This is a genomic window from Sagittula salina, assembly GCF_017813235.1.
In the GTDB taxonomy this organism is placed as follows: Bacteria; Pseudomonadota; Alphaproteobacteria; order Rhodobacterales; family Rhodobacteraceae; genus Sagittula; species Sagittula salina.
In genome coordinates, this window is the sequence record NZ_JAGISH010000023.1 from 21,373 (window position 1) to 32,911 (window position 11,539).

Annotated in this window: 11 protein-coding genes and 1 pseudogene; 6 read left to right on the forward strand and 6 right to left on the reverse strand. The window is 62.7% G+C overall.

Translation table 11 applies throughout. From position 1 onward, the window contains the following. From J5474_RS21790 to J5474_RS21810, 5 genes are all read right to left on the reverse strand, one after another. Positions 1-960 carry a sugar phosphate isomerase/epimerase family protein gene (locus tag J5474_RS21790; RefSeq protein WP_209364058.1) on the reverse strand — a complete coding sequence of 320 codons (960 nt, stop codon included), beginning with the start codon at positions 958-960 and terminating at the stop codon, positions 1-3. Next, positions 957-1,982 (reverse strand): Gfo/Idh/MocA family oxidoreductase, encoded by a 1,026-nt coding sequence (locus J5474_RS21795; RefSeq protein WP_209364060.1) that lies wholly within the window; start codon positions 1,980-1,982, stop codon positions 957-959. The genes J5474_RS21790 and J5474_RS21795 overlap by 4 nt, the downstream gene beginning before the upstream one ends. Positions 1,983-2,078: 96 nt before the next feature. Further along, complete coding sequence (locus J5474_RS21800; protein ID WP_209364063.1) at positions 2,079-2,903, reverse strand: ATP-binding cassette domain-containing protein; 825 nt, start codon at positions 2,901-2,903, stop codon at positions 2,079-2,081. 11 nt (positions 2,904-2,914) lie between these two features. After that, positions 2,915-3,859, reverse strand: coding sequence for an ABC transporter permease (locus tag J5474_RS21805; protein WP_245216648.1), 945 nt, complete (start codon positions 3,857-3,859; stop codon positions 2,915-2,917). A gap of 207 nt (positions 3,860-4,066) precedes the next feature. Then, positions 4,067-5,026 (reverse strand): substrate-binding domain-containing protein, encoded by a 960-nt coding sequence (locus tag J5474_RS21810; protein ID WP_209364067.1) that lies wholly within the window; start codon positions 5,024-5,026, stop codon positions 4,067-4,069. Between the two features lie 437 nt (positions 5,027-5,463). Here J5474_RS21810 and J5474_RS21815 point away from each other — a divergent pair, with 437 nt between their 5' ends. Further along, positions 5,464-6,492, forward strand: coding sequence for a LacI family DNA-binding transcriptional regulator (locus J5474_RS21815; RefSeq protein ID WP_209364069.1), 1,029 nt, complete (start codon positions 5,464-5,466; stop codon positions 6,490-6,492). 19 nt (positions 6,493-6,511) lie between these two features. Here the strand turns inward: J5474_RS21815 and J5474_RS21820 are convergent, their stop codons facing one another. After that, on the reverse strand, positions 6,512-7,567 hold the full coding sequence (locus J5474_RS21820) for a LacI family DNA-binding transcriptional regulator (RefSeq protein ID WP_209364071.1): 1,056 nt from the start codon (positions 7,565-7,567) through the stop codon (positions 6,512-6,514). A gap of 206 nt (positions 7,568-7,773) precedes the next feature. On the opposite strand from J5474_RS21820, the gene J5474_RS21825 reads away from it, so the two are divergent. The 5 genes and pseudogenes from J5474_RS21825 to J5474_RS21850 all read left to right on the forward strand — a co-directional run bounded on the left by J5474_RS21825 (position 7,774) and on the right by J5474_RS21850 (position 10,791). Continuing rightward, entirely contained in the window at positions 7,774-8,796 is a 1,023-nt protein-coding gene (locus tag J5474_RS21825; protein WP_209364073.1) for a sterol desaturase family protein, read from the forward strand. Between the two features lie 48 nt (positions 8,797-8,844). After that, positions 8,845-9,156, forward strand: a complete 312-nt coding sequence (locus tag J5474_RS21830; RefSeq protein ID WP_209364075.1) for a MocE family 2Fe-2S type ferredoxin — start codon at positions 8,845-8,847, stop codon at positions 9,154-9,156. A gap of 52 nt (positions 9,157-9,208) precedes the next feature. Next, positions 9,209-9,960 (forward strand): annotated as a pseudogene (locus J5474_RS21840) (NAD(P)/FAD-dependent oxidoreductase). Beyond that, complete coding sequence (locus tag J5474_RS23060) at positions 9,863-10,450, forward strand: FAD-dependent oxidoreductase (protein WP_209364079.1); 588 nt, start codon at positions 9,863-9,865, stop codon at positions 10,448-10,450. The pseudogene J5474_RS21840 and the gene J5474_RS23060 overlap by 98 nt, the downstream one beginning before the upstream one ends. Beyond that, on the forward strand, positions 10,408-10,791 hold the full coding sequence (locus J5474_RS21850) for a hypothetical protein (RefSeq protein WP_209364080.1): 384 nt from the start codon (positions 10,408-10,410) through the stop codon (positions 10,789-10,791). Before J5474_RS23060 ends, J5474_RS21850 begins: the two co-directional genes overlap by 43 nt. Positions 10,792-11,539 lie beyond the last annotated feature (748 nt).

Here is an 11,539-nt window from a genome sequence, read left to right on the forward strand (position 1 = left end):
TCAGATATCCTGTGGTTTGTAGTCCGCAGGGGCTGCGGGCATCACGTTCTGCAGAAGCGCCACGGATTTCTCGAGCCCTTCAAGAGAGTTGAGCAAAACGTCTTCGTGCTCGATACTGAGCCAGCCGTCGTAACCCGCCATCTTGAGCCGGTAGCAGAATTGCCGCCACCATTCCTCGCCATGACCGAAGCCGAGCGTGATATAGCTCCAAGACCGCGCCGGGATGTCCATCAGAGAGCCGTTTTCCAGCAGCGAATTGGCGGCCTGAACGGGTACGTTCAGCAGCGTGTCCTTGGCGTGCACGTGGTAGATCAGGTCGCCAAGCGCATCGGCGGCGGCCAGCGGGTCCGCCCCCATCCAGAAAAGGTGCGAGGGGTCGAGGTTGGCCCCGATGACGGGCCCGACCGCCTCGCTCAGGCGCCTCAGGGAGGAGGTATTGTAGACGCACTGATTGCCATGCAGTTCGAGTGCAATGCGCTCGACTCCATTCTCGCGCGCGAGCCCTGCGATCTCGGTCCAGAACGGGATGAGCTTCTCCTCCCACTGGTATTTCAGGATCTCCTGCGTCTCGGGCGGCCAGGAGGACACGACCCAGTTGGGCATGGTGTCGTTGGCAGACCCGGCGGGAAGCCCGGACATGGTGCAGACCGTGGTGATCCCCATCTCGCCGGCGACCCGGATGGTGTCGCGCAAGCCCTCGGCCTGGGACGGATCGGTCGGGTGCAGCGGATTTCCGTTGGCGTTCAGGCTGATTATCTCCAGCCCCCGACTGTCGAACTCCGCTTGAAAGTCCTTTTGCGCCTGACTGTTGCCCATCATCGCTTTCAGGTCGAAATGCGGCGCGGTGGACCAGCCGCAGGTGTTGACCTCGATGCCCGAGACCCCCATGCGCTCTGCGTTGTCCAGCATCTCGGTGCGGCTCATGCCGCCGAGGCTGTCTGAAACGAAGCCGAGTTTCATGCGGCTTTTCCTTTGCTTGCGGAGTAGAACTCCGGTTTGGTCATGAGTTGGATCGGCTGTTTCTGCCCGGTTTCCAGCGCTTTCGCGCCGGTTTCGGCGACAATGGCGGCGCAGTAGCCGTCCCAGCAATTCGATGCGATGGCGGCGAAGTCGCCGGTTTCGACGAAGCGCAGGAAATCGCGGTTCTGGCGCACGTAAGCCTCGTGATAGCGCCCACGCCAGTCGGCGTCGTAGCGGGTGGACGAGGCCAGCTTCATATCGGTCCGGCTGTAGGCCACGCTGTTCATGGCGATACTGCCGCGTTCGCCCACCAGTTCGGCGCGCACGTCGTAGCCGTAACCGGCATTGTTGTTGACCTCGATGGTGACGAGCTGGCCGTCGTCCGTCTCAAGCACCATCACCACGGGCGCGACCCGGGCATCCGAGCGCTTCGGCTGCATGGCGGTGACAGAGGTGAATTCGGCATTCAGCACGTGGCGCACCACGTCGAACTCATGCGGGGCCGAATTGGTGATTGCCATCGCGCCGGTGAAATCGGCCGCGGGAGTTTCCACGTTGCGGTGGAAGTTGTGCATCATCAGCGCGCGGCCCAATGTACCCTCGGTCAGCGCCTGTTTCATCTCGATATAGGACTGGTCGTATCGGCGCATGAAGCCCAGCATGACGTGGCGGGCGCCAGCGGCCATTTCGGCCTCCATGACGTCGAGGCACTCGACGGGCTTCTGCGACAGCGGCTTTTCGCACAGCACCCGTTTGCCAGCCTGGATGCAGGCTATCGACAGGGGCGCATGGGTGAAGTCGGGCGAGGCGATGATCACCGCATCGACATCATCGCGGGCGATGGCGGCCTCGGGGTCGCTTGCCACGTCCCGTGCGCCCAGTCTGTCAGCCAGCGACCTGGCGCGGGCGGTGTCCATGTCGCAGATCACCTGGAGCGTGGTGCCCGGCAGGTCCTCAGCCACGATCTTCGCGTGGTCTGCACCCATCAATCCGGCGCCGATGACGGCAAGTCTGATGCTCATGGCAGGTCTCCTCCGGGCGGGTTGCCGCGAGGGCCAACCCGATCACGTGAAATTGGGTGTGTTTGTGAGGCGGGCGGCGTGGCCCGCCCCGGTGTCTCAGGCCGCGGGTTGCGGCGGGTGGCCGTCGTGGGTTTCCATGTAGCCCTCGATATTGGCCTCCAGGTCCGCCATGCTTTCTCCGCCCGCCATCAGGTCGGCGATCTCCTCGCGGGTCTTGTCGCCCTTGCGGAAATCGGCGGCAATCGCGCCACGGATCAGCACGGCAAAGTGGTCGCCCACGGCCATCGCGTGCATCACCTGGTGGGTGATAAAGATCACCGCCAGGCCGCGCCGCTTTGCTTCATTGACAATGCGCAGCACGTGGGCGGCCTGTTTCACCCCCAGCGCCGCCGTCGGCTCGTCGAGGATCAACACGCGGGCGCCGAAGTGCACGGCGCGGGCAATGGCCAGCGACTGACGCTCGCCGCCCGACAGGCCGCCGACCAGCCGGTCGCCGTCGGTGATCCGAGTGATCCCCATCTTCTGGACTTCCTCGACCGCGATCCGGTTGGCCTTTTCCCGGTCGAAGACCTTGAACGGACCAACGTTCCGGGTCGGCTCCACTCCCATGAAGAAGTTGCGACCCACCGACATCAGCGGGTAGGTGCCTCCGAACTGGTGGACCGTGGCGATCCCGCGGGCCTGGGCATCGCGCGGGCCGCTGAAGGTGGTAGGCTGGCCATCCATCAGGATCTCGCCGCGCGTGGGCTGGTGCACCCCGGCAAGCGTCTTGATGAGGGTCGACTTGCCGGCACCGTTGTCTCCCAGGAGGCAGAGAACTTCGCCCTCACCGACCTTCAAGCTGATTTCATGCAGCACGTCGATCGGCCCGAAGGACTTGTCGACACTACGGAGTTCGATAACGGGGTTTCCACTGGACATTATCGGTCTCCTTACTTCTTCTTTGTCGACCAGCTAGTCGCCAGATTGCGGAAGGTGTCGTTCATCAGCACCGCGATCAGAAGCATCACGCCGATGATTAGGAAGGACAGGTTGCGGTCGATTTCCGTATACCCGATCCCCTGCTGAACCACGGCCAGCGTCAGGGTGCCGAAGACGATGCCCATCACCGTTCCGAAGCCCCCGGTCAGCAGCAGGCCGCCAACGACGCAGGCGATGATCGTGTTGAAGATCATGCCGAAATTCGCCTGCGAGGTGGCCGCGTTGAACTGGATGGTCTGCAAGACACCTGCGAAGGCGGTGGAGGTGGAGCTCAGCATGAACAGGCCGATTTTCAGGCGCTGCACGGGGATGCCCGCGTTCCGCGCGCTTTCCTGGTCGCCACCAAGCGCGAAGACCCAGTTGCCCCAAGGGCTCTTGTGCAGGAAGTAGATGAATCCCACGATCATCGCGATCCACCAGAAAACCGAGGAGCGGAAGCCTCCCAGTAGCCGGCCGCCAAACAGGTTCTTGGCCCAGTCGGGTGCGCTCAGCGAGGTCTGGGTGGTATTGATGAAGACGATCGACAGGGTCAGCGTCAGCCCGGCAACGGCAAACAGCGTGGCCAGGGTGACGATGAAGGACGGCACCTGCGTGCGGGTCACGATCATGCCGTTGATGAAGCCGATCAGCGCGCCCACGGCAAGGGATGCGAAGATCCCCAGCAGAATGGGCATTTCGTAGTAACCCGAGGTGATGGCGACCGTCATGGCCGAGGCCGGAAGCACCGCTCCGGTGGAGATATCAAGCTCGCCCGCGATCATCAGGAAGCCAACCGGGATCGCGATCATGCCGACGGTCGAGGCAAAGTTGACCCAGGTCGACACGCCGCCGACCGAAAGGAAATTGCGCTGAAAACCGAATATGGCAAAGACGATGAACACCATCGCTAACCCCATGAAAGCCCCTGATGCAGGGCTGCGCATGAGGTCGCCGAGGGAAAAGCTCGAAGCGGTCTCTTCGCCGCTTGGGCTTCCTCCGGGACCGCCTTGGGAAGTTGTGTCGGTCATTGAACTGGCTCCAGGAATATATCGCAATCACACCACCCCGGGTGGTGCGTGAGAGGGGACCCGGTACGGTCCGGGTCCGGTTATTCGAAGAAAAGTTCAGCGGGCGCCGAGCTTCACGCCTTCGATGGCGGTCTCTACGTTCGACGCGTCGACGATGGCGGGGCCGGTCAGAACGGGCTTTGTGGCCAACTCGGTGCCGAACTTGATGTGCGCGAACAGCATCGAAGTCGACAGGAAGCCCTGCAGGTAGGGCTGCTGGTCGATCGCCATGGTCTGGTTGCCGGCTTCGATACGCTCCAGAACCGATGCGGACATGTCGAAGGTGCCAAGCTGCACGTCGCCGGACTTGCCCAACTGCTCGATGGCCGACGCGGAGGCATCGGCCGCCCAGGCCGCGAGGTTGATGACGGCATCGATTTCCGGATCGGCGATCAGCTCGGACTTGATGGCCTCGGAGGTGCCGACCATGTCCTGGTCGAGGTTCGCGGGGACCCGCAGGATGTAGGTCTCGGCCCCGGCTTCCGCGGCACCGTCCTTTACGCCGTTGCAGCGGGTTTCCAGGTTGACAGCGCCCGGGTTCTGAATGTGGCACATGATCTTGGTGGCGCCGTTCTCGGCTAGGTACTTGCCGCCCGCGACACCGGCGAGATACTCGTCGGACCCGAAGTAGTTCAGCGCCCCGTATTCGTCCATTTCTTCCTGGCCGGCATTGAACGACATGATCGCGATGCCCTGGTCCGCCGCGGCCTTCAGAGCCGGGGTTTCGGAATCGGGCAGCCAGTTCGGGATGGCGATACCGTCGACGCCCTGCGCGACCGCCTGCTCGATTAGCGAGACCAGGTCAGGGCCGAAGTTGTCGTAGTTCGGCGTCTGCAGGAAGTTCACGGAGCCGCCGTTGGCCTCGACCATGAGCGAGGCATCCTCGACGCCCTTTTTGACCATGTTCCAGAAGCCGTCTTGCGCCGAGCCGACGATAACGGCGATGTCCTGCGCCATTGCGCCGGTGGACATCAGTGCGGTGGTCGCCGTCGCTGCAATGGCTTTTGTGAAGTTCATGTCGAATTTCCTCCCTTGAGTTCAGCCGCGAACCTGCGGCTCGACATATCTCGACCGTTCGGGTCAAGCGGTACCGACCCGGTCGAAAATTCCAGATTTTTGCGGACCTTGCCGAAGCCGCGCTTCCCCACGCAGCCCGGTCAGAGCCGGCGTCGTCCTCCCGTTTGCCGGCTGTCAGATGATTACCAGATGCGCAGTCGCCGGCGAACATTGTTACGCGATGCGACCTGATGTGGTTCACATCAAATCGTATCGAAAGCACGGCTAAGCCTTTTCTGACGCTGCAAAAATCACTTTGTTCAGGTTTGACTACCTATTTCTGATGTATTTCGCATCAGAAATCCTGATGCGGAACGCCTCGAAAGACAGGGGCGCCACGTGTATGCTGTTCGCCACCGATGCAATGCAGATCGGGCGCTGCTCGCCGGAGAAACATCTTGTACGACGCAGAAAAGAGCACTCCCTGGCGCGGTCCGACAATCAGCGAGATCGCCGAAGTTGCCGGTGTCGGTTCGGCCACCGTCGACCGGGTGCTGAACAACCGCCCAGGAGTCAGCGAAAAGACCCGGCGCCGGGTGCGGGACGCCTTCGAGAAACTATCCGTCGAACGCGGCGCGGCCGACCGGCCGCTGACTTTCCGGCTCTATTGCGATTCCGGCGCGTCCTTCAATGCGCTGATGGAACAGGCTGTCGACCGGGTCAACCGCACCTTGCCGGGCGTTCAGATCGACGGCCACTATGTTTCGACCAATCAGATGGACCCGATGCCGTTTGCCCGCAAGATCGAGGATGAGGGCGTCGAGGCGGACGGCGTCATCGTCATTGCGCGCGAACACCCGGCGATAAACCGTGCCGTGCGCAAACTGGTCGGCAACGGCCATCCGGTCGTGACGCTGACCACCGATCTTCCGTCGTCGCGGCGCCTGGCCTATGTCGGCAATGACCAATACGCCGCCGGCAGCGTCGCCGCCCAGCTGATCGGCCGGGCGCTGCCGGAAAAGCGCACCAATATCCTGCTGATGATGAGCGTCCCGTTCCGGTCGCAGCAGGAACGGGAGATGGGGTTTCGCCGGGTCTTGCGCAGCGAGTTCCCGCATCTGAAGATCGAGGAGCGCGTGACTTCGGATGACAGCACCGAAACCACCCGCGAACAGCTCGCCGCCTATATCGCGGCGCACGGCTGCCCGGCGGCCATCTACAACCTCGCCGGGGCCAACCGCGGCGTCGCCGAGGCGCTGGAAGATCGCGGCACGACCCATGACACCATATTCGTGGGCCACGAGTTGACGCAATACTCGCGCGCGCTGCTTGAAAGCGGTGTGATGGACTATGTCATCTCGCACGATTTCACCGCCGAGGTGACGTCGGCGGCGGAGTGGATTCGCAGCCGACTGGGCGGGACCGAGATGTCAGAACCGGCCGCGACGCAGATCTCGATTCACACCCGGTACAATTGCGGGCCCTGAGCCCCGCAGACCATCGCCGTCAGTCGGGAGGCGCATCCGGCAGGTTCTGCGGGCCGTAAAGGATGATCGGGACGTCCGAGACATAGGGCGGGTTCGCGTGCACCGCACCTTCGAAACCGTAATGGTGCATCACCACCTCCAACGCGTATTGCGCCTGAAGCTCCGGGCTTTGATCGATGGTCAGGGTCATCAGCCCGTCGCGCAGGCAGCGCCAGGTGAACCCGGTCAGCTCGTGCCCGATGAAGAGCGGGCGACGGGGCAACAAGTTCGCCGCCATCGCAGTGATCACGCCACGGTTGGCGCCCCCGGCATTGTAAAGTCCGACGGTGTCGGGGTGGCGGCGGAACGCCTCTTTCAGCTTGGCCTCGGACAACAACGGATCGTCGCCGCCGCGCACGATCTCCGCCAGCTCCAAGGTCGAGCCGTCCGAGGCAAGCTGTTCGGCGAACCCGCGGATCCGCTCGGCATGGGCCTGGAAACCTTCGTCATGGCACAGCACGATCACCTTGCCGGAGGGGTCGGCGGGCGGAACCATGTGAGCAAGAAAATAGGCCGCTGAGCGCCCGGCCTTGACGTGATCAGTTCCGGCATAGGCAAGCCGCGCCGCGCCCGGAACGTCCGAGATCAACGTCACCACGGGGCACGTCCGGTCCTTCAACTCAGCAATGGCCTCATGGATAAGCGGGTGGTCCGGCGCACAGACGATCACCGCGTCGTATGCGCCCTTCAGCATGGCGGCGGCGACGGTTCGGGGGTCCTCATCCCCGAGTAGCGTCCGGTGAATGGCAATCGCCTTGTCGAACCGCTGGCCGAGCCGCCCGACCTCCGCCGCCATGCGTTTCAGAAGCGGCCGCTCGACCCGCGACAGGATCACGTTGACCCGGACCGTGCGGCGATAGGCCGAGGGCAGGATGCGCCGCAATCCAAGCTCGCGTGCTGCGTCGATGACCCGTATGCGAACCGCGTTGCTGACGTTGCCGCGTTCGTTGAGCACCCGGTCGACGGTCGCGGATCCGACCCCGGCCTTGACCGCAACATCCTGCAGCGTGACTTTGCCTGAAGCTTTTCCTGCCATCTTTCAAATGTTTGGCTTCGCCGTCCCATAGCGTTGATGGAATTCAATCAATATGCTCCGCGACAGGCTGTCAATTGGCGGTGTATGGATCTTGCAGGCGCCGGACGCGCTACGGCCAAACATTCGATCACTTCGAGCACATCGCCCCAAAGGCAGTCAGCCGCGCCTTGCGGCAGGTGGCAAAGGGGGGCACCGTGGAGGATATCATGGACGACACGCTATACGGAACCCGCGACAAACGCGGCAACTGGCACCCGAACAACCCGCTGGAAACTGGCGGTCTGTTCCGCTGGCCCTTCAGCCTGCGGGCGTTCATCGCCTGGCTGCCGGGCTATTTCCTGCCGCACAACGTGATCTTCATGGCCTTCGGCATCGGTTTCTGGTTCTGGCTCACGCCGTCGCGCGAGACTTTGGAGACCCTCTCCTGGGGCTGGGCGCTTTACATCCTGGTGCGCAACGCCCTGACCGTGGTGGTGATCTACGGCGCGCTGGAACTCTGGCTTTATGTCAGACGCGTCCAGAACGACCGCTTCAAGTACAACGGCAAATTCCCGGGCGAGCATCCCTCGGAAGTGTTCCTGTTCAAGAGCCAGAACCGCGACAATATCCTGCGCACCTTCGGCACCGGCCTGCCGATCTGGTCGGCCTACGAGGTGCTGATGCTGCATGCCTGGGCCAACGATTTCGGCCTCTGGACAACCTTCGGCGACAACCCGGTCTGGCTGGCGGTCTTCTGGCTGGTGATCCCGCTTGTTCACGAGGCCCATTTCTTCTGCATCCACCGGCTGATCCACACGCCCTGGCTCTACAAGCACGTCCATTCCGTGCACCACAACTCGATCAACCCGTCGCCCTGGTCTTCGCTGTCGATGCATCCGGTCGAACACCTGCTCTACTGGTCCGACAGCCTGATCCACCTGATCCTGCCGTCGCATCCCGTGCTGCTGCTCTATCACCTTCACGTCACCGGCACCGGCGCCGTTGTGGGCCACATCGGCTTTGACAAGATCGAGACCGTCGAGGGCAAGGCCGTCGATACCCACGCCTACGCCCACTACCTGCATCACAAGTATTTCGAGGTGAACTATGGCGACGGAGCGGTGCCCTTGGACAAGCTCTTCGGCACCTGGCACGACGGCTCGAATGAGGCCGACGAGGCGATGAAGGTCCGCTTCCGCGCCAAGAAGGAGCGCGTGAAGGCCAGGAAGGCCGCGACACCGGCCCAGTGAACGCGGCCAGACCACCCCCCAAAGACACTCTTGAAGAGGAGACCCACCATGGCCGACTGGATCGACGCCTGCGCCGCCACCGCCATCGACGAAGAGGACGTGATCCGTTTCGATCACGGAACGCGCACCTTCGTTATCATCCGCGATCACAAGGACAACTATTACTGCACCGACGGGCTTTGCACCCACGAAGAGGTTCATCTTGAGGACGGTCTGGTGGTGGAAAACACCATCGAATGCCCCAAGCACGCCTCGATCTTCAATGCCGCGACCGGCGAAGTCGATACGCCCCCGGCCTGCGAGAACCTGCACACCTATCCGACCAAGGTCGAAGGTGGCCGGGTCTTCGTCGAAATCTGAGCCCGCGCCGACTGCGCTCATCCAAGCAAGGAACTGAGCCATGACAGCAATCATGATCATTGGCGCGGGAGAATGCGGCGTGCGCACGGCCTTTGCCCTGCGCGAGCAGGGCTTTGACGGCACCGTCACGCTGATCGGAGCCGAGACGGCTCTGCCTTGCGAACGTCCGCCGCTCTCCAAAGACCCGAGTGCCGCGCCCCGACCGATTCGGCCGGAGGCGGCCTATGCGGAACAGGGAATCGACCTTCGGTTGGGGTTCAGGTGTCGCGCGTCGACACGACGCGCCGTTCCGCGGTCATGGGCGACGGCGAGACGCTGGGCTATGACAAACTGCTCCTGGCAACCGGCGCGCGCGCCAGGGTGTTTCCGGGGATGGAGGGTTGCCTGACGCTGCGGTCCGACCGGGATGCTGCTGCCATCCACACGCGCCTGACGCCCGGTGCGCGTATCGGCATCATCGGCGGCGGCTTCATCGGCCTGGAACTGGCCCCCACCGCCCGCAATGCCGGGGCCGAGGTCACGGTGATCGAGGCCGGCCCGCGCCTGCTGGGTCGGGCCGTGCCGGAAGAGATCGCGGCTGTGGTCAGTGATCGGTACGCGGCGGAAGGTGTCAGGCTGCGCACCGGAACAGGAGTTGCCGCGGCGTATGCGCAAAGGATCACTCTTCAGGACGGCAGCGTTCTCGACTTCGACGCCGTCATAGCGGGTGTCGGCGCGCTCGCTGCCCGAGACAGCGCTGGCCGAGGCGGCGGGGATCGCCGTCGACAATGGCATCGTCGTGGATGGACAGTTTCGCACCTCTGACCCGAACGTCTTTGCCGCCGGCGATTGCTGTAATTTCCAATGGAAAGGTGCGCGCGTGCGTCTGGAAAGCTGGAAGGCAGCGCAGGATCAGGGCGCACATGTGGCGGTGGCGATGCTGGTAGGCGCGGACGCCTATGCCAAGGTGCCGTGGTTCTGGTCCGACCAGTACGACCTGACGCTGCAGGTGGCGGGGATGTTCGACATGACCCGCGCAGGCATCCGCCGCGAGACACGCGACGACACGGCCATCGTCTTCCAGTGCGATGCCGCCGGTCACCTCATCGCCGCGGCGGGGATCGGGCCAGGCAATGCCGTCGCCAAGGATCTGCGCATCCTCGAAAAAGCTGATCGAACGCGGTGTGCAGGTTGGTCCCGACGCATTGGCCGACCCGTCCCAGAACCTCAAGCGCCACCTGAAAGCCGCCTGATCCGGCACCGGAGAGACCGATGTACCACAACCGCCCGCACGTCGAAGACATCCGCGCTATGAAGAAGCGTGGCGACTGCCACAGCGAGGGTACCGCAGCATCCGAATTTCATCGTGAGCCGAAGCCGGCCGGCTCGGCGCTACATCATAGACGTCTCGCCGTGCTCAAGCTCGACGGTGTAGCCGAACTTGCGAAGAAGGTTGTCAGCTTCGATGCGGAGTCGCTGGCGCAGATCGCGGTCATCGCTCAAGCCATGAACTGCGACGAAGGCGATGCGTTTGTGCGGGCCGACATGCGATTGGGCGGCGATCCGAAGATGCGGCGGGTCGGGGTTCGCCACCCGAAGCGCGGTCTCGACCCATCCCAGATGTTCGGGGCGGGGGTCCTGTGGGTACATGCATGAACCTCCTTTTTTCATCGGAAAGGAGTTTGGCCAAATCAGAATCTGGCGACGAAAAAAGGGACGCTCTGCTGAAGCTCACCGCTGTAAGGAAGTATGGTCCCCGTCGACCTCCTTGCACCGCGACCGATACATCTCTGGTTCAGCCTTCGTGGCAGCGTCCGGAAGTGCGCCTGGCTCCCAAGGCTCCATAGTATCTCGGGAGCCGCAAACGGTTAGACGACCGCGGGTCTTTCTGCATCCATGAGACGGAAAAAATCACTTCGCACCGAAAGGGAATTCGCGGCCATTTTTCCGTCCAGACGCAAGGTCGGAAGAACCTTTTTCTGCCCCCTCAGACCAACATCGAAGGCACTGGAAAAGTTCTATCTTTCCGGGGCATAAAGTCATGAGTCGAACGAAGCAATAGTATGCGCAAAATTCACGCACCCCGATTCGGAGCACAGAATTACCGTTCAATTTCAACACCTTATGCGACCACTTTTCGCGGGGAAAGCAAAAGCGTGCGCACCGAAGCATAAGCGTGCGCAGACGGAGGCACAGCCTCTAGGGGCTGCTTCCCAGTCATCAGGCAAAAGAAAACCCGCGCCGTAGCGCGGGTTTCAGGAGTGTTGAGTTTTGAAGGGCGACTACTGGGGGATCGTGGCTCGGAAGGGGCGGTCCTTCCTGAACATTGGACGTGTCGCGGTTTGATGCCGCTCCTTTGATAGCATTTACTGCAACAAAGGAGACGAACTATGGGCACAGGAAG

Coding starts and splice junctions, on each gene's coding strand:
- J5474_RS21830 (WP_209364075.1), top strand. CDS start 8,845: ATGGCCGACTGGATCGACGCCTGCGCCGCCACCGCCATCGACGAAGAG.
- J5474_RS21795 (WP_209364060.1), bottom strand. CDS start 1,982: ATGAGCATCAGACTTGCCGTCATCGGCGCCGGATTGATGGGTGCAGAC.
- J5474_RS21790 (WP_209364058.1), bottom strand. CDS start 960: ATGAAACTCGGCTTCGTTTCAGACAGCCTCGGCGGCATGAGCCGCACC.
- J5474_RS21800 (WP_209364063.1), bottom strand. CDS start 2,903: ATGTCCAGTGGAAACCCCGTTATCGAACTCCGTAGTGTCGACAAGTCC.
- J5474_RS21805 (WP_245216648.1), bottom strand. CDS start 3,859: ATGGGGTTAGCGATGGTGTTCATCGTCTTTGCCATATTCGGTTTTCAG.
- J5474_RS21820 (WP_209364071.1), bottom strand. CDS start 7,567: ATGGCAGGAAAAGCTTCAGGCAAAGTCACGCTGCAGGATGTTGCGGTC.
- J5474_RS21825 (WP_209364073.1), top strand. CDS start 7,774: ATGGACGACACGCTATACGGAACCCGCGACAAACGCGGCAACTGGCAC.
- J5474_RS21850 (WP_209364080.1), top strand. CDS start 10,408: ATGTACCACAACCGCCCGCACGTCGAAGACATCCGCGCTATGAAGAAG.
- J5474_RS21810 (WP_209364067.1), bottom strand. CDS start 5,026: ATGAACTTCACAAAAGCCATTGCAGCGACGGCGACCACCGCACTGATG.